Origin of the sequence: Daejeonella sp., from assembly GCF_030684675.1 — a bacterium.
GTDB lineage: Bacteria > Bacteroidota > Bacteroidia > Sphingobacteriales > Sphingobacteriaceae > Daejeonella.
Genome location: NZ_JAUXXZ010000072.1, coordinates 1 through 17,229, shown reverse-complemented (window position 1 = coordinate 17,229; position 17,229 = coordinate 1). Strand labels below are relative to the sequence as shown.

The following is a 17,229-nucleotide window of genomic DNA, read 5'->3' as shown; positions in this document are numbered from 1 at the left end:
AGTACGCAAATGAGGAGACTATTCAAAAATATATAAATGAACAAGGCCAAGAAAAGACTGCTTATAAGAAGTTTCATAGGGCACAATTACGGTTATTCGAATAACGCGATACCTCGAAGCTCTGCTTCGGGGTCATTCATTCAAAGCGGGTTTTACCCGTATTATCTGTTTATTCGACATGACCTTCGAAAACATGTCGAACAGCTGAAAGGATTTTAAAATAATATTTTTTCTTTATCTTTCAGATCGTTTCATTATTAAAACTTATAAGAATGCGTATTGTTTGTTTCATAATGCTGTTAATAGCTCAGGCTACCAGTCTGTTTGCTTATCAGGATACTTCCCTGAATAAATTCATTTCGGAACGGAATATTAGCTTTATTGACTATCCTGATTTTCCTGAAGCCCATTCCACATGGGGTTCTATCGGGTATAATCCCGCCAATAACAATGTCTATATTGGTGTAACGAATCATGCTGATAAGGTGGGCTTTTATGAATATGACCCCACACGGAACCAAATCCAGTTAAATGGCTTCCTCAAAGATCTGGGACACCTGAGGCCATTTCAATGGCAGGGAAAAATGCACTCCAAAATTGTGGCCGGACCCAAGGGTGAAATATATTTCTCCACTGATGGGGGCGAGTCGAGACAAGAGTATCTGATGAACCACCCACATGGCTATGCCGGGGGCTTTTTTATGAGGTGGAACCCCGCAACTAAGCAGCTTACCAATTTAGGAATGGGGATGCAATATGAAAGCATTAAGGATGTAGAAGTGGACCTTCAATCGGGTCTTGTTTATGGCATTAGTTACCCGCAGGCACACTTTCTTGTATACGATCCCCAAAAAAATCTGTTGCACGATGCAGGCCGGCTGGGCAGTGCCCATGTGCCCCGTGTACTGTTTACCGATTGGTGGGGCAACTGTTATTATGTAGACTGGAGACAACGCCTGGTAAAATATGAGAAATCTACCGGCAAGCTGGTTTTTGCAAAACAAAGTTTACCTGCCTTTCCGGGCACTCCCGGTGGAAAGATCGTAACGGGTATTACCGCTTATGCAAAAAGTCCCGATAAAAAAGCCATCTACCTGGTTACCTATGGTGCTAAACTGGTGGCATTTTATCCGCAGGAAACAGGGATCGGCAAATGGGAAGATTTGGGTGGTGTGTTTGAAACAGCCAAAGGAGAAGAGTGGAAACCCTATGTACCCAATTTAAATGTAGGGCTGAACGGTAAGCTCTATTATGTAATTGGAGGGCATGGCAATTATGTGCGGAAAGACAAAACAGTCCTGATTGAATTCGATCCTGAACAACGCAAGGCGAACATTCTTTTAGAATTTCCCATCGGTCGCTTAACAGAAGTTACAGGTTCCGATATACGGGACAGGGATGGCAATTTGTATTTTGCCGGTCGCAAAAGACCAGACAGAACTGAAAACGGCAGTGTGCCCTTTTTAATAAAATTTAACCCTGAAAAGGAGGTGAAATAATATGTACAATCGAATTATTTATTCCCTGATTGCATTATTCTTCGTTCCTGTTATTGCGAACGCACAGTATACATTCTTTAATCCCAAAGGCAGTTTTGCAATAGAAACCTCACTTGAAAACACCGATGAACTGCGGATGCCGATATATCGGAACGCAATGAGCTCTCTTACTGTTTCTGGTGATTTTGTTTTAGGTGGTACAAGCGCACAAAAAGGATTATCGCCACTACTCTTCACCAGTTCTCTTTCGCAGCGTAAACTCAAGACGGTTAAACAACTGGACGACGTTGTGAAAGGACAGTTAAGTATCGGAACAGGTTTTACCGGATCAAAATCCGGAAACGTTTTTTATGCTGGTACCATGCCTCAGCCCGGAACCGGGGTGGGGGGACATATAATTGAACTGCAGGTAAACCTTCAGGGCCAGATTGTTGTGAAAGACCTGGGCGAACCTGTGGCCGGTGAGGGAATTTTTGCTATGACATTCAATCCGGATAGGAACGAATTCTACGGGATTGTACATCCTTCCGGCAAATTCTTCACGTTTAACCTGAAAACAGGTAAAACCCAGATATATGATCAAACGGCTCCATCTGCAAAGGACCTTGATACCTTTCATTCTTTTGCATTGGAACCTGAGGATTATCTGGGCCGTGCATTGGTTATTGACCAGCAGGGCCGCATCTATGGAAGCAGGTCGATCAATAAATTGTTTTGTTTTGATCCGGCAACCCAAACGTTTTCAGTTCTGAAAGATGAACTCCCTTTTGTATGGGGACGGGAAGCAATGGGACGCATCGATTCCTGGGTCAAAATGCCCGGGGGCGCAATTTATGGTAGCAATGCTGCTGACGGGCAATTGTTTCGGCTTGATCCGCTTAAGCAAACAATTGTAAACCTGGGCAAGCCCATTATGATGCCCCGCATTATGGCTATGACTCCCGGAAAAAATGGAATGCTGTATGGTGTGGCCGGAGCCTCTCCCGGGTATGCGCACCTTTTTAGTTATCATCCGCAAAAGGGCTTCCGTGATCTCGGCAATCCTGAGTTCAAAATGATTACTCCCGGACTGGAACAGGGGATTAACTGGCGCGGATTCCAGATTGCATCGATGGCAACTTCACAGAGTGGCAACTATATCATTATGGGTGAGAATGAAGCACTGAGTCAGCTCATGGTTTTCCCTGCTGAAAATTTACCATAATCCAATCTGGAAACAAGTACCATATTAAGGACTTCTCTAAAAACTACTTTTTTTTCGAGTGCATTTTTTTAATATTTTCTTGCTTTTGAAGTTGTTGTTCAGCTCAATGAGTTCGGGTTTGTTCAATTTACCTAAAAGTCCTTTGGCTAACGTTTTATCAAGAGTTGCAATTTTGCTTGTTCTGATAAGAGAGAGTCTTTTAAATCGGTAAATGGGAATGTAATCAGTACCAGATCACCCTTGACCATTGTATAGTTCCTTTAAATCCGATTCAGAATACAGATCTTCTTCTTTATTTAAAAATTCAAACGTCTGACTTTCCGATGCCAGTTGTTGAATTTCTTCAGTAAGCTTTTGTTCTTCGTAACGTTTTATAACAAAGTCAGCAAAGTCAGAAATCTCTTCTGCTTTGTCTTCTGGAAGCTGATTGATAGCTTTTACAGTCCGATCAATTATTAATTGCCTTGTCATGCCATAAAGATTATATACAAAGATAATAATTTGTATTTAAAGCTTCCGGGTTGGCATTTTGCTATTCAATAATTCTATTCCAAGAGTAGAGCTGAGGCAATCCGCGGATTTAGAATTACAAATTCCATAGAAAAATCAAAGCGGGCTTTAAACCTGAATTATCTGTTTATTCGACCTGACCTTCGGAAAAATGTCGAACAGCATATGCAACGATTGTTTATTCCTCTCAAGCTCCCATCAAACCTGTCTCAACTTCTCCAGCTCTTATGTAATGAGCTGCGATCACCCCGCCTGGTGTCGTCGTGCTCTCTACCAGGGTAAATGCAGCCGGAATCGTACCCTCGTCGAACAGTTTCTTTCCCGTGCCGAGCGTTAGGGGATGAATCAGAAGCCATAGCTCATCGACCAGGTCATGTTTGAGCAAAGTCTGAACCAGATTGCCGCTGCCATGGACATGAATATCAGAACCTTCCGATTCTTTGAGCTTTTTGATGTCATCTACGCTTTTTAGAAAAACTGAACTTTTCCAAACTGTCTGTCCGGCAGGGAGGTCTGAATTTTCCAGAGTGTTGCTCATAACGTACTTTGTGACATCATTAACACCAGGCCAAATGTCTTCATGATCAGGAAAGAAGGAAGCAAAGATTTCATAGGTTTTTCTGCCTAAAAGAAGGTCTGTGGCAGGTTGTTTTTGTTTTTCTGCGATCGTATCAAGGGCTTCATCGTAATACGGAGCACTCCAACCACCATATTTGAAACCCTCTTCGGGCCCGCCAGCGGCCTGCATGACACCATCCAGGGTAATGAATGATCCGACGATTATTTTTCTCATATTATTTCAATCTCATCCCACCTCCTTCATCGCTTCCTTAAAACTCCCGGCAATTTCCTGTGCGGTCATTCTGTTCATGGAGATGTTCACCTTTAAGTTAAAGCCGGTTGAATCAGGGGCAGAGAGGCGGATATTTCGTTTGGCAAGCGAATCTGAAAAACGTTTCTTGTCAATATTTTTCAGATCGAGGTGCACAATGTGAGAACCGTTATTGTATTTAACAATTTTGCAACGCTCATCTTTGTGGATCTCGGTAAACAGATACTCTGCTTTTTGCCAGGCACTTTTATATTCCTCAATCCATGAATCAACATAATGAAGAGCTACTGCGGCAAAAGGCCATACTGCTGGAATGCCGGCACCAAACATTCTGCGTTCATGGAAAAGGTCATGAGTAAATTCTGTTGAACCTGCAAGAACTGCCCCGCTCGCCGCATTAAAACATTTGCAGATGGAGGTAAAGGAGGTATCGAACATGGCGCCGTATGTTGCGGGATCAATTCCGGTATGTGCTGCTTGTACAAAAAGCCTTGCCCCATCCAAATGGGTTTTAATATCATTTGCTTTTGCGTAATTCGTAATGGCTTTCATGTTTTCGAAAGCAAACATTTGGTCCTGTTGCCTGCGCACCGGACTCTCGATGCAGATTACCCCAACTTTTAAGGCAACTCTTCCTTTTGCCGTTTTACCGACCACCTCTTCAATCTCAGCCAGGGTCATTTCCGTGGTATTCAGTCCGAGGGGAATGAGGTTCAATGCACTCAGGGTCTGACATCCATCGCCGGTATCCTGATAGATATGACTTTGTTCCTGTAAAATTACTCTGCGGTTGTTGCCGGCAAGGCGTCGCAATGCCATGTGGTTTGCCAGGGTTCCTGTTGGCATGAAAACCGAAGATTCCTTACCCATCAGTTTGGCAAATCTGTTTTCAAGTTCCTCTACCACTCCGCCGTTTGAGTAGAAGTCGGTTTTGATCTTTCCCTCGTCGGCAAGTTTCATTAATAACTCACCATACTCTTTCGGACTCAATGGCACGCCATCATTTACAAAATCGACAGTTTTGCCTGCAAGCGCTACTGTTTTTTGTGGAATTTCTCCGCCATATACATCAGACTGTACGGCAGTTGCGGCAATAATACTGCCTAGTTTTACAAAATCTCTTCTGTGCATCGGATTCTTTTTTTATTCTAAAGTACTCATTTATACTGCTTACAAGGTATGATTCCTGCTGGAATGATAATAATTTCGGCAAATTTTTTTATCTGTTTTTATTGAGGTGAATAATGATTTATGCATTCCTGTCACCGGATCGTTGAGATTTATAAAGCCCTGCTAAAACAATAATGCAAACAATAAGCATGAAAACAGTAAGTGTGATGAGCAAAGTCGAAACAATGCTTTCGATAATGGGAGCCCCTTCTTTACCTCCTGCAATTGGCATTAATCTACCAGCGCCGCTTATTGCGGAAATTAAAACGGCAAAAAAATTGGCGAAGGTTCCATAAAGAGCTAGCCAGAAGCCAAAGTAGATCCACCTATCGGCTAAAATCAATCTGTTCCAGATCAATCCCAACAGGCAGAGAAATATGCCATTCATAATCCCTTCAAGATGTGTGCTCAGTCCCATTCTCGGATTTGCCATCATCGGGATAAACAGGCCGCTTACCAATCCCAAAAAGAACAGCAGAATTCCCCAAAAGATTAGTTTGTCTGATTGCTGTTTTCTAGCTGCCGGATTTGCCATCTTAAAACGCTTTTAGAGTATATAAAATATTTTTATGCCTTCAGGAGCGTTTCAATGTCAAATTTTCTCATCTTGAGGAAGGCCTGCATTACTTTGGGTCCCTTTTCGGGATCAGACATTAGTTTGCCAAGAATGGCCGGTACAATTTGCCAGGAAACGCCAAATTTATCTTCCAGCCATCCGCACATACTTTCACGTCCGCCTTCTGTCAGCCTCTCCCAGTAATAGTCAATTTCTTTTTGTGATTCGCATTCCACAACAAATGAAATCCCTTCATTGAATGTATAATCATGAACACCGGGGCCATCCATTGCAATCATGTTTTGATGGTGCAGTTTAAATTCAGAATACAATACCTTGCCCGCATTTTCACTTCCTTCCGGATAATGCATCAGCAATTCTGTTGATGAGTGATCAAAAATGGAGGTATAGAAATTAATCGCAGCTTCAGCCATCCCAAACTTATTACCGGTAAATAACATGCTTGATCTTATCTTTTGTTTGATTGGAGCATTACCCTCCAGCGAGATCTGCCAGCTTAGTCCGAAACGGTCCTGAAGCCAGCCATAGCGGTCACTCCAGTCGTATTTATCGATTGGGATTAGTGCCTTACCACCCTCAATTAGTTTTTCCCACAGCGTATTTGTTTCTTCTACCGATTCACAAAGCACAAAAACTGAAATAGATGGATTGATCTTAAATTTAGGACCGCCATTCAGGCCCATAAATTTATTCCCATCCAGTTCAAACGTAACCACAATTGGTGTATCTGCGCTTATCCTGGAGTTTTTAAAAAGTGAACAATACAGGTTTGCTGCTTCTTTCGCCTGTACGTCGAACCATAGACAGGGATGGATCTGATTTACCATAATTCATTGAACTTATTGCATCTTAAATATGCAAATAAGCCCCGAAAATTCCTAATAAACACATAATGACTGCTTAGAATAATTTCTACAGGCTTTTAGCTTTAAGCTTTCTGCTTTTAGCTTTATCATACTTCCTCCCAATAAAAATCTTCCACCGAAGCCCAAAATTTTGCCTTAGGCTCAAGATCAAGATAAGGGTAAGTAACCTTTGAGAGAAAAAGACCCTGAGGGTGAGCCGGAAGTATTTTTGATGGAATATTTTTCGAGATCAGATGGCTTTCAAATTCATCCACACTAAGGCTACCATCGCCGATTTCAATTAGTTTACGAGCTATAATGCGAATCATTCTGCCCAGAAAGCGGTTGGAGGAAATCCGGAAACGAATTCTGTCGCCAATTCTGTTAGTGTACAGACTTGCAGCAGAAACATGACATATCGTATGTTCATTTTTATCCGGTGATTTGCAGAATGCACGGTAATCTTCATATTGCGGAAGTAGGGCTACCGCTTTTTTCATTTGCTTGAGATCGAAACTTTGCCTGAGGTAAAGTGAACTGCTTTCGCTCAGGAAGGGATCTTTATAGGTATGAATAAAAAAATCATAAACCCGTTGAATGGCATCAAAGCGGGCATGCGGCTGAGCTTCCATTGGGATAATATCAAAGAGCGCAATGTCATCCGGCAGGATGCGGTTTAGCCGGAAAAACAGATCGAAGTTCCAGCTCTTTTCTATATCCATGTGGAAGAAGTACTGGCTGGCGTGAACTCCTGCATCGGTGCGGCCACAGCCATGAATTGTGATGTTTTGCTTAAAGATCCGGCTAAGGCTGTTCTCCAGAACTTCCTGAACACTCAGTTTGTCCGGCTGCCTCTGCCAGCCGAAGTAATTGGTGCCCTTATAGCCGATATGAACAAAATATCTCAATTGTAATGCTTTATTCCGCTAAGCTAGTAAATGGAATTTAATGGCCGGCAAACCCGTATTGTTTAAATTATTAGTAATTTTGTAATTCATGCATGACCGGCATCCTCTAAAAGATTGAATGCCGGATAATTTAGAAGAAAATGAAGACTATCGTTATAATTGGAGGAATAATCCTTGCCGGTGCAACTGTAATCGCCGTCATGATGGATCAGCGAAATGAAGCAGCGAAACCTGCCATTTCAACTCAGGGTATTCCACCCATGCCGGCTCAGGACGGTGGTGAAAATCCAAGAATTAATCCTGCACACGGTCAGCCGGGGCATCGTTGTGATCTTGCAGTGGGAGCTCCCCTGGTTAACACGGATGGATCGCCGGTTCCTGCCGCTAGTCCTCAGAATATTCAGTCAACACCCGCTATGCCGGCACCTGCACCAGCCGGTTTAAAGGTTAACCCGCCACATGGTCAGCCTGGACACAGGTGTGATATACAGGTGGGGGCGCCGTTGTAGTGCGGGTCAAGCCCGCACTGACAGGGTCAAGCCCTATGTCATTATTTAAGGATAATATTGCCTGTTATTTACATATGTATCGGGTTAAACCCGCCACTATTGTAATGACAATGCGATTCCGGCCTCCGCGCCGGGAATCTCCTTTTTAATATGTTGAGCTGTCATCGTGGCGGAGGCCACGACCTCATTTTTAAATTAGATTAGTAAGATTATACCCCTTTCTCTTAATCAATGTATTGGGGTTTAAATCCGAGCTGCAGTCACTACTTCAGTTCGCGAATTGCGAATCAAATATTTATGCTTAACTTTCTCTTATGAAAGAGCATAAGGGCATGCGCCCGCAGGATATCGTACTACTTTTGAAAATTATTATCGATTCTGATCAGGAGATCAGAATCAAAGATTTGTCCTCAAAACTGTTCATCTCTGCTTCAGAGGTTAGTGAATCCTTAAATCGTTCGGCGATTGCGGGACTTCTGAATCCGCAGAATAGATCAGTAAACCGGGAAGCTTTTCTGAAGTTTTTGGAATTCGGACTTCCCTATGTTTTTCCGGCACAGCTCGGTTCGGTAGTGCAGGGAATGTATACTGCCCATTCCGAATCTTCTCTTTATTTGAGTTTTTCATCCGAAGAAAAACTGGTCTGGCCTGATGAACAGGGTAAGGAACGAGGGCAAAGCATTTTACCGCTTTATCCTTCGGTTGTGAAGGCGGTCAGGAAAGATAGAATACTGTATAAATTGTTAGCCCTTTGTGATATTATCCGAATCGGAAATATATCTGACAAAAATAAAGCAGTCTGGCAATTAAGAGAGGTATTCCAGTCAAAAATTTAGGCTTAAGTACTTCCTTTTTACCCGGGGGCTTCGCTTTTTTAAATTTAAGAACGGATATTTGCATGAAGCAATTCTATCAATGAATAAAGAGGTCACTGAGCAGCCCCAAATCCAGGCTCTAAAAGACAAAAATTCCATTTCCGGAAAAACCGTTTATCCGATTCTTATTGCGATCAGTATTTCCCATTTATTGAATGATGCTTTACAGTCGATTATACCTGCAATCTATCCGGTGGTAAAGGATACCTTCAGCCTGAGTTTTGCTCAGGTTGGTTTAATTACTTTAACATTTCAGTTATCAGCTTCCATTCTTCAACCTTTTGTTGGTTTGTATACCGACCGCAAGCCTCAACCTTACTCACTTGCAATCGGGATGGGATTCACACTTGTAGGGCTCATATTTTTATCCCGTGCGCCAAGTTTTGATATCCTGATTCTGTCGGTTGCGATGGTAGGTATAGGTTCTTCTATTTTTCATCCGGAGGCTTCAAGGATGGCTCATATGGCTTCCGGTGGCCGGCGTGGAATGGCTCAATCTATCTTTCAGCTTGGGGGCAATTTTGGCAGTTCTATTGGTCCGCTGCTTGCCGCATTGATTATTGTTCCTTATGGGCAATCGAATATTATCTGGTTCTCTGCACTTGCACTACTGGCTATTATTTTACTGATCAATATAGGCGGTTGGTATAAACGCAAGATCAGGATCAAAGCGAAGCGACCGGGAAGAGAAGCAAGCCATGCACAGATACTACCTAAAAAGACAATAATTTTTTCTGTTGTGATTCTTCTGGTGCTCATCTTTTCTAAATATATCTACCTCACCAGTATGACTACCTACTATACTTTTTATGTGATTCATAAATTTGGGGTATCGGTGCAGGACTCACAGGTATATCTATTTATTTTCCTTTTTTCCATTGCTGCAGGAACGATCATTGGCGGACCATTGGGCGATAAGTTCGGCAGAAAGTATGTGATCTGGGGCTCAATTCTGGGTGTTGCTCCTTTTTCTCTTTTGCTCCCACATGCCAATCTTTTCTGGACGGTGATTCTTACAATTCCAATCGGAGTGATTCTGGCCTCAGCATTTTCTGCCATTCTGGTATATGCTCACGAGCTTTTTCCAGGGAAAGTAGGTATGGTTTCAGGACTCTTTTTTGGATTTGCTTTCGGAATGGCGGGGATTGGATCTGCAGTTCTGGGAGGAATCGCCGACCGTACCAGCATAGAGTATGTCTATGAGATCTGTGCTTATATGCCTCTCATTGGATTAATTACAGCTTTTCTGCCAAATATTAAGACTAAGGATTAAATTCAGGCTAGTGCTGACTCAAGATTAAAACTAATAAAGAAGCGCGTTCCTTTACCGGGTTCACTCTCAAACCAGATTCTTCCATTTTGAAGTTCTGTAAATTCCTTGCAAAGTGAAAGACCTAAGCCTACCCCTTTTTCATTTTGAGTGCCGAAAGTAGATTTTACTCCTAAGGAGAAGAGGTCTTTCTGCATTTCGTATGGAATTCCCCTCCCGGTATCACTGATTGTAATCAGACAAATGTTACCTTCTATCTTTGCCTCAATTCCAATCTGCCCACCCGATTCGGTGAATTTTACAGCATTGTTTACCAGATTTCTGATCGCAAGCTGGAGCATATCCCGATCGGCTAAAACCATGATCGATTTGTTGATATTCTCCTCAATCTTTATTTTCTTTTCAATTGCAATGGATTGCTGCGCCCTGATAGCAGGTAATATCGATTCTTTGAGATTTACCGGAAGGAGATTAACGGTTACCCCTTCCATTTGTGTTTTACTCCAGAGAAGCAGATTACTGAGCATTTGCTGGGTATTTTTTGTTTCATTCAGCAGGCTGGATTCAATTGATTGCCGGTCAATTTCATCAGAGTTAAGTGCTGATAAGATTTCAAGGTAATTCTGTATAGAACCAAGTGGTGCTCTCAGGTCGTGAGCAAGAATTGATAATAGTTTGTTCTTGGTTTCATTGGATAATTTCAACTCTTCTGCTTTTTCTTCTGCTGCAATCTTCTCCAGGTGATAGCTTTTTCGGATGTATGTTGTAGCAATAAAAATGAGCAAAGCGGTAAGCAGATACGTCGATCCAATATCTGAATATTGTAGTAAAAGATTGGGATAGCGATGCTCAATCAGGGAAGGGTTATGATAGGATGAAAACAGCAGAATCATCACTTCCAGGATATTTAATACCAGCCAAAAAGGGTATTGATTCCTGGGAACTACTATAGTTATCAGGAAAATACAGAGCAGAAATAACATCAGTCCCGGGCCATCGATCCCGGAGTTGAAATAAAAATTTATCACGAAAAGTGCATTTGCTGCCAGCCCGAAGAGTATGATGCTGAGCTTTAACTTATGGTGTACCCTGGAGAGGTAGTATAAAAGCATAAGCACTAGCTGTACAATGCCCATTAAAACAGCAAGTTCATATAAACCATAAGAGATATTAATAGGCAGACTTGTAATCAGGATAATAGAAGAAATGATGCATATAGTATGGAAAATATGTGCCTCGAGCGGGAAGTCTTTTTTAGGACCTATTATTTTGATTAAATATTCTTTTATGCTATCTGCTTTCAAAACAAGTTTTTTAATCAATTGCGTCTAACGAGCAATTCTAATCAATTTACTGATAATCAAGCGATAATATTTTTTTTATTCGCTCAGGCTGTATTGAAAAATGCACTGCACAAAGTTCAGGTAATTACTGTTTGTTTATTAGATAATATATCTCTAACATCATGTTCTTTTTTACTGATTACATTCGAATCTATATACGTGATTTTATTAAAAATTAAGTTTAAATTTATTTGAATGAATAATAACAGAAGAGATTTTATCAGAAATTCAGGATTAGTAAGCCTTGGCTTTCTGGGTTTGAGCCAGTTTGCAGCCAATGCAGCTGCCCTGGGATTTATTGAAGAAGGCAATTTTCTTCGTAATTATGGCCCATTGGCACACCGTCAGGGTGATATTTTGAGTTTGCCCAATGGTTTTATTGCAAAAGTGATATCCCGTAAAGGGGATCTAATGAACGATGGCTTTTCTGTCCCTGGAGCATTTGATGGGATGGGTGTATTTAAGTGGAAAAATAATAAAACCATTCTGATCAGAAATCATGAACTCTCACCCGGGGCAATTGCAAACGGGCCATTTGGAAAAAACAATGAATTGCTGAATAAAGTCAACCGGAAAGATATTTATGATTTTGGTAAGGTTGAGAGTTTGTGTTATGGCGGGACAAGCACCATGATTTATGATGAAAAACTACAGAAAGTAGAGCTCGAATACTTAAGTCTGATTGGAACAGTTAGAAATTGTGCAGGAGGCATTACTCCATGGAATTCCTGGATCACCTGTGAGGAAAGCACATTGGTGAAAGGTGGTGAAAAGGGTAACCTTGAACAGGATCATGGCTATAATTTCGAAATCTTTGCTTCGGATAAGGTTGGCTTAACCGCACCAGTTCCAATCAAACCCATGGGTCGTTTTGTCCATGAGGCTGTTGCGGTTCATCCGACTGAAGGAATAGTTTACCAAACTGAGGATAGTGGCGATAGTCTTTTTTATCGTTACCTGCCGAATAAGTTCGCGGATCTTTATAAGGGTGGCAAATTACAATGTATGGTCATTACTGAATGGACAAGTGCAGATACCAGGAATTGGGAGAAATTGGATACTGATAAATTTCCGCAGAAGAAAAGCTTTGACGTTCATTGGATTGATCTTGATAATGTTGAAGCTCCTGATGATGATCTGCGATTAAGAGGATATAAAAATGGTGCTGCCCGCTTTGCCCGTGGAGAGGGGATCTGGTATGGAAAGAATGAACTATTTTTTGCCTGTACAAACGGAGGACATAAAAGTTACGGACAAATTTTCGAATACATTCCAAGTAAGTACGAAGGCCAGGAACGTGAACGCGAATCACCCGGAAAATTGGAATTGTTCCTTGAATCCAATGATATAGATACCTTTCAGAGTTGCGATAACCTCACCATAGCTCCATGGGGCGATGTGATCATTTGTGAAGACAAATCGGATGCTAGGATTATCGGAATTACTCCTGAAGGAAAGACTTATGTGATCGCAAAAAATGTAGGATACCCCAAATCAGAATTTGCAGGTCCGGTTTTCTCACCCGCTGGTAAGACTTTATTTGTAAATATTCAGTCCCCGGGACTAACACTGGCCATCACCGGCCCCTGGAACAGCTAAGGGAATCGTTTTAAATAACAAAAGCTCCGGCAAATATTGCCGGAGCTTTTGTGTTTAAAGGAATGCTTGTTTATTTACCTTTTATCCAAAGCGAAATATCATTAATCAGAACCGGACTAACATTTGCCGGTGTACGGTACTGGACACCGGTTCCTTTTTCCTTTTGTGAAGATAAGAGGTGGTTAAGGTCAGGGTACAGCTTAAAGGATGCATTTTTATTTGCTGCCAGACTTGTTCGCCAGATATTAAAATCCTGTACAGAAACCTGAAAATCATGCGCTCCTTGAAGGATCAGAATGCGGTTTTTAATTCTTTTTGATGTGGCCAGCTGATCATAATTATTCAAATCTATCCAATAGGATGCCGGTGCACCGAGTATTACAGAATCAGGAGCGATGTCGCCCAGTTTAAGAAGTCTTGACCGGTCTATTTCATTGGATGATTCAATGAATTGCTGCTTCCCAGCCGTAGTAGTATCCCCTGAGGCTTTGTAAATGAAAATATTTTGTTCAGCTATCAGATCAGATAGTTTCCTTGCCGGAGCAGCTGCCAAAATGATCCCGTTCAATGATGGTGCAAGAGCGGCAATTCTTGGGGCCAGCATCCCTCCAAGGCTATGCCCTAAAAGGTAAATCTGGCTTTTGTTTACACCGGGAAGGGTACTTGCCAGCGTAATTGCACTCAATGCGTCATCAATTGTTTCTTCCTTAACGGTAAATGCTTTATTAAAGAATCCCGGGTAAACCATGCTACGTTTTACATAACGGATACTCCCGATTCCTTTGGCTGCGAGTCCTGCCGCCAGATCTTTAAAAGGTTTATTGGGTCCAACAGTTTCGTCCATATCTGAGGGACCGGAACCATGAACCATGATTACTACGGGAAAGCTGGCCAAATTTTTCGGACTGGTAAATATGCCCGCCATTTGGCCTTCTTCAAATTTTATGCTGATCTCTTTCTCAGAAAAAAGTGTTGTATCTGCATAAGCCGGAGCCAGATACTCTGCCTCAGTTGTTTGGGGCGTTACAAAGAATCCTAAAAGTTTTTCAGATTTATTAAATACAAACGTGAAGGTTTGAGAGCCCTTAGAGAATCCGCAAGTTAGAATTACCTGAAAATATTCCCCTTTTACGGTGTTCTTGGCTCCATCTACAGATTGGTAAGTTCCAAGACTGTTTCCCAGCCTGAGCCAGAACAGCTTTAATTCATCCGGGGAGATCTGCCCTTTTACACTTTCATCAAAAAAGCCGTGTGCCTCTTCAAAATTACCCTTATCCATCGTGTCGAAAAACGAATCGGCACGGTTGATCAGATTGACAATACTTTGGGCAAAAGTGATCTGACTTATAAATAACAGTACAAACAGGATCTTAAATGATTTCATTAATAATAAAATTTCTATATCAGGCTCGAAAGATAATAAAATTTAGGTTTAAAGGGCATAGAATAAAATTCATGAGAGTTCAGAACGGTAAATCAACTGACAGCTTTGAATGGGTTATTACTAAATTTTAGAAAATAGTTTAAGATTTATATCTGAGGTGGTATTAGGGATTCATTCTTTTGGAAAGGTGCTGTTGTGCTCTTTTTAAATGGGAGTCCCGCTTTCCACTCATACCCCACAAGCCTTAAGCACTGGCCGGTATCCGCTGCAATCGGGTTTAAAAACTTTTGACAGTACTATTAACCCTGGCCTAAGCGAATCATCTAACAGTTTAAGGCCGTTCCCAAATCAGGGAATGGCCTATTTGTTTTGTACTATTTGAACATACTACTGCTCAATTCCTTATCAATAGTGATATAACCCGGATATTTTATCAGTTTATTCCCAACTCTGATACTCGGACGGATTTTAATGCTGATCAGACTCTTTTGCACATTATCCTTTCCTTCTGTACCGCGGAGGTAGGAAAAGATTTCTTCTCTTGTGTTTCTGTCGGATAAGATGGAGTAGATATTGGCTCTGATCATGATCGGCACAACAGTGGTTTCCTCCGGATTGATATCAATCCGCCTGTCGGTAGTCCCATTGACCAATTCCTGGCCTTTAAATGAAATGATGTAATCGAACTGGTTTATTTCAATAGGTTTTGATCCGGGGTTACTTATTCCCAGATTAAGCCTTGCCCTTAGGGGGATATCTTTTCTTAAAAGTCCAATGGCGAGTTCTGGGACACTGCCAAGGTCGAAGCTTCCTGTTTTGATCTGTCGAGTAATGTCCCTGCCTGCAACATAAACACTATCAGCAGATTTTATATCGTAGCGGCATTGTTCCAGTAGACTGATCTTTCGGGATACCCCGCAGCCTGAAACAAACAAGGCAATAAAACTAATGAGCACAATTCTTTTCATACCGATTTAACGCAGATATAATGCCAAATAATACCTTTCAATTATATTTATTACTAATCCTGAATCATTATTCCGGGCTGTTCGACACCTTGATTAAGTTCACCTCGGTTATGTTTGTAGTTGTTTTTTTGTCTACATTATACGTTATCGCATCCGGGGCTGCCCCGGTATAAATACCATTAATAAATTGACAATCAGATACTTGAGATTCAACCAGAATTAATGATTTTCCATCACCGAAAAGATTAGTCGCATAAATATTATTTATTTTACCTCTGACCGAATTATCACCATAACCTCGACCACCCACCAATACTGTATAAGGGCTTCCGCCATAGGGAGGCGAGGTATCGGGTCTTGCTTTTGTAATCACCCCGTTGATATAAACATGATGAATGCTGGCATTGTCACTTGCCCGGATTGCAACCCCTGTATAATTCGTTTGGCAATTCGTAATAAACACCTGCTCGGTATCGTCTTCGGAACCAGTCCACTTGGTGGAAGTAACCTGGTAAGAATTGATATCCCCATTACTATGATAATACGGGGCAGCATCGAGACTTGAAAGTGCAATTAAATCATCTCCATTTATCCCGGTAATATTGTCTATCCTGAAATATTTACAGCCGTGGCGCAGGTTAATACCATCCTTATTATACGTTTTAACCTCAGCGCCATTTACCTGAATGTATTCCGGATTCATAAATCTTAATGACGACAATTCAACATTTTTGGTTCGTTCAAAACTAATAGCCCATGCATGTGAGTTCTTAATTGTTATGTTTTTGAATTTAAACCCATCCACTTTTGCAATCTGAATCATGTTATTACGCCAGTCGCCTTTTTGTTTCATACCCTCCTTTCCGGCATCACTTCCATAGCTCACTCTGCCTTTCTCATTAGTTAATGTAAGGGTTCTGTAAGCATCTCCTGTTGAACGTGGATTTTCTGCGCCTCTCAATTGTACCTCACCTATTCCTACAATACTGATATTATAATTCCATCCCGGATTGGTAATCCCAACACCTATATTATCGCTTCTGAACATATTGTCTCTGCATTGATCCGATAATTGAATAATACAATTGTCAAGTATCAGGCTCATATTACTTGGTAATAAAATCGCCCGGTCAATTTTCCAGATATTTCCTCCCCTGGCATTGTGCATAGGGATGACAACTTTATCACTGCTGCCTTTTGCAGCATTTATAGCCGATTGAATACACTCGGTATCAGTCCCTTTAAAATCATTAGGCGTTATTACCCCTCCCGCTTTATTCTGTTCAAGTGCTGTGAATATTTTCTTTGTATTTCCTGCACTCTCTTCAATTTGCAGAATGCAACATTGAAGTATTATGAAAAATAAAGTAGATTTTAGTTTTATTCGAAACATGCTGATATTTTTAGGATAGATATTGAATAAAGTAAACTTATCAATTTATTTTTACTCCATTAATATCTCTTTAAAAACCTTATTAAGCAAATTCATATTATTAGTTTAACAAATACTTTTTGTTAATTCCGTAGTTTTGAATTACTGTTATTAAAGCTTACAATTATTTTCAATAACGAATAATAGTTAATTATAACGAGAATATTTTACTCAATACTCAATACTCAATACTCAATACTCAATACTCAATACTCAATACTCAATACTCAATACTCAATACTCAATACTCAATACTCAATACTCAATACTCAATACTCAATACTCAATACTCAATACTCAATAC

The 17,229-nt window shown here is 41.1% G+C and carries 16 protein-coding genes; 6 read left to right on the top strand and 10 right to left on the bottom strand.

The window, feature by feature from the left end; all coding sequences use genetic code 11:
* Positions 1-272 precede the first annotated feature (272 nt).
* Together Q8M41_RS15095 and Q8M41_RS15090 are read left to right on the top strand one after the other, a co-directional pair.
* Positions 273-1,499 carry a hypothetical protein gene (locus tag Q8M41_RS15095; protein WP_305366120.1) on the top strand — a complete coding sequence of 409 codons (1,227 nt, stop codon included), beginning with the start codon at positions 273-275 and terminating at the stop codon, positions 1,497-1,499.
* A gap of 1 nt (position 1,500) precedes the next feature.
* A complete protein-coding gene (locus Q8M41_RS15090; RefSeq protein WP_305366119.1) occupies positions 1,501-2,703 on the top strand; it encodes a hypothetical protein in 1,203 nt (400 codons plus the stop codon).
* A 234-nt stretch (positions 2,704-2,937) separates the two neighbouring features.
* On the opposite strand, the gene Q8M41_RS15085 is transcribed toward Q8M41_RS15090, so the two are convergent.
* The 6 genes from Q8M41_RS15085 to truA form a co-directional block, all read right to left on the bottom strand.
* The gene (locus Q8M41_RS15085; RefSeq protein WP_305366118.1) at positions 2,938-3,174 is read right to left on the bottom strand and encodes a hypothetical protein; all 237 of its coding nucleotides are present in this window, start codon (positions 3,172-3,174) and stop codon (positions 2,938-2,940) included.
* A gap of 226 nt (positions 3,175-3,400) precedes the next feature.
* Positions 3,401-4,006 (bottom strand): dihydrofolate reductase family protein, encoded by a 606-nt coding sequence (locus tag Q8M41_RS15080; RefSeq protein ID WP_305366117.1) that lies wholly within the window; start codon positions 4,004-4,006, stop codon positions 3,401-3,403.
* Positions 4,007-4,018: 12 nt separating this feature from the next.
* Positions 4,019-5,176, bottom strand: a complete 1,158-nt coding sequence (locus Q8M41_RS15075; protein WP_305366116.1) for a low specificity L-threonine aldolase — start codon at positions 5,174-5,176, stop codon at positions 4,019-4,021.
* A gap of 118 nt (positions 5,177-5,294) precedes the next feature.
* On the bottom strand, positions 5,295-5,750 hold the full coding sequence (locus Q8M41_RS15070; RefSeq protein WP_305366115.1) for a hypothetical protein: 456 nt from the start codon (positions 5,748-5,750) through the stop codon (positions 5,295-5,297).
* Between the two features lie 32 nt (positions 5,751-5,782).
* Positions 5,783-6,619 (bottom strand): VOC family protein, encoded by an 837-nt coding sequence (locus Q8M41_RS15065; protein WP_305366114.1) that lies wholly within the window; start codon positions 6,617-6,619, stop codon positions 5,783-5,785.
* A 125-nt stretch (positions 6,620-6,744) separates the two neighbouring features.
* On the bottom strand, positions 6,745-7,545 hold the full coding sequence (truA, locus tag Q8M41_RS15060; RefSeq protein WP_305366113.1) for a tRNA pseudouridine(38-40) synthase TruA: 801 nt from the start codon (positions 7,543-7,545) through the stop codon (positions 6,745-6,747).
* A 140-nt stretch (positions 7,546-7,685) separates the two neighbouring features.
* Between truA and Q8M41_RS15055 the strand changes: the two genes are divergently transcribed.
* From Q8M41_RS15055 to Q8M41_RS15045, 3 genes are all read left to right on the top strand, one after another.
* A complete protein-coding gene (locus Q8M41_RS15055; protein WP_305366112.1) occupies positions 7,686-8,054 on the top strand; it encodes a hypothetical protein in 369 nt (122 codons plus the stop codon).
* 314 nt (positions 8,055-8,368) lie between these two features.
* Positions 8,369-8,890: a hypothetical protein gene (locus tag Q8M41_RS15050; protein ID WP_305366111.1), complete on the top strand. Its 522-nt coding sequence runs from the start codon at positions 8,369-8,371 to the stop codon at positions 8,888-8,890.
* 79 nt (positions 8,891-8,969) lie between these two features.
* Entirely contained in the window at positions 8,970-10,202 is a 1,233-nt protein-coding gene (locus Q8M41_RS15045) for an MFS transporter (RefSeq protein ID WP_305366110.1), read from the top strand.
* A 2-nt stretch (positions 10,203-10,204) separates the two neighbouring features.
* Here the strand turns inward: Q8M41_RS15045 and Q8M41_RS15040 are convergent, their stop codons facing one another.
* Positions 10,205-11,503 (bottom strand): sensor histidine kinase KdpD, encoded by a 1,299-nt coding sequence (locus tag Q8M41_RS15040; RefSeq protein WP_305366109.1) that lies wholly within the window; start codon positions 11,501-11,503, stop codon positions 10,205-10,207.
* 234 nt (positions 11,504-11,737) lie between these two features.
* Here Q8M41_RS15040 and Q8M41_RS15035 point away from each other — a divergent pair, with 234 nt between their 5' ends.
* The gene (locus Q8M41_RS15035; RefSeq protein WP_305366108.1) at positions 11,738-13,141 is read left to right on the top strand and encodes an alkaline phosphatase PhoX; all 1,404 of its coding nucleotides are present in this window, start codon (positions 11,738-11,740) and stop codon (positions 13,139-13,141) included.
* A gap of 70 nt (positions 13,142-13,211) precedes the next feature.
* Here Q8M41_RS15035 and Q8M41_RS15030 read toward each other — a convergent pair whose 3' ends face one another.
* The 3 genes from Q8M41_RS15030 to Q8M41_RS15020 form a co-directional block, all read right to left on the bottom strand.
* On the bottom strand, positions 13,212-14,525 hold the full coding sequence (locus tag Q8M41_RS15030) for a DUF3887 domain-containing protein (RefSeq protein WP_305366107.1): 1,314 nt from the start codon (positions 14,523-14,525) through the stop codon (positions 13,212-13,214).
* Between the two features lie 374 nt (positions 14,526-14,899).
* The gene (locus Q8M41_RS15025) at positions 14,900-15,493 is read right to left on the bottom strand and encodes a hypothetical protein (RefSeq protein ID WP_305366106.1); all 594 of its coding nucleotides are present in this window, start codon (positions 15,491-15,493) and stop codon (positions 14,900-14,902) included.
* Between the two features lie 67 nt (positions 15,494-15,560).
* Entirely contained in the window at positions 15,561-16,886 is a 1,326-nt protein-coding gene (locus tag Q8M41_RS15020) for a glycosyl hydrolase family 28 protein (RefSeq protein WP_305366105.1), read from the bottom strand.
* Positions 16,887-17,229 lie beyond the last annotated feature (343 nt).

Excerpts from the sequence above, each read along its gene's own strand:
- Q8M41_RS15095 (WP_305366120.1), top strand. The coding sequence starts at position 273 with ATGCGTATTGTTTGTTTCATAATGCTGTTAATAGCTCAGGCTACCAGT.
- Q8M41_RS15090 (WP_305366119.1), top strand. The coding sequence starts at position 1,501 with ATGTACAATCGAATTATTTATTCCCTGATTGCATTATTCTTCGTTCCT.
- Q8M41_RS15085 (WP_305366118.1), bottom strand. The coding sequence starts at position 3,174 with ATGACAAGGCAATTAATAATTGATCGGACTGTAAAAGCTATCAATCAG.
- Q8M41_RS15080 (WP_305366117.1), bottom strand. The coding sequence starts at position 4,006 with ATGAGAAAAATAATCGTCGGATCATTCATTACCCTGGATGGTGTCATG.
- Q8M41_RS15075 (WP_305366116.1), bottom strand. The coding sequence starts at position 5,176 with ATGCACAGAAGAGATTTTGTAAAACTAGGCAGTATTATTGCCGCAACT.
- Q8M41_RS15070 (WP_305366115.1), bottom strand. The coding sequence starts at position 5,750 with ATGGCAAATCCGGCAGCTAGAAAACAGCAATCAGACAAACTAATCTTT.
- Q8M41_RS15065 (WP_305366114.1), bottom strand. The coding sequence starts at position 6,619 with ATGGTAAATCAGATCCATCCCTGTCTATGGTTCGACGTACAGGCGAAA.
- Q8M41_RS15055 (WP_305366112.1), top strand. The coding sequence starts at position 7,686 with ATGAAGACTATCGTTATAATTGGAGGAATAATCCTTGCCGGTGCAACT.
- Q8M41_RS15050 (WP_305366111.1), top strand. The coding sequence starts at position 8,369 with ATGAAAGAGCATAAGGGCATGCGCCCGCAGGATATCGTACTACTTTTG.
- Q8M41_RS15045 (WP_305366110.1), top strand. The coding sequence starts at position 8,970 with ATGAATAAAGAGGTCACTGAGCAGCCCCAAATCCAGGCTCTAAAAGAC.
- Q8M41_RS15035 (WP_305366108.1), top strand. The coding sequence starts at position 11,738 with ATGAATAATAACAGAAGAGATTTTATCAGAAATTCAGGATTAGTAAGC.
- Q8M41_RS15030 (WP_305366107.1), bottom strand. The coding sequence starts at position 14,525 with ATGAAATCATTTAAGATCCTGTTTGTACTGTTATTTATAAGTCAGATC.
- Q8M41_RS15025 (WP_305366106.1), bottom strand. The coding sequence starts at position 15,493 with ATGAAAAGAATTGTGCTCATTAGTTTTATTGCCTTGTTTGTTTCAGGC.
- Q8M41_RS15020 (WP_305366105.1), bottom strand. The coding sequence starts at position 16,886 with ATGTTTCGAATAAAACTAAAATCTACTTTATTTTTCATAATACTTCAA.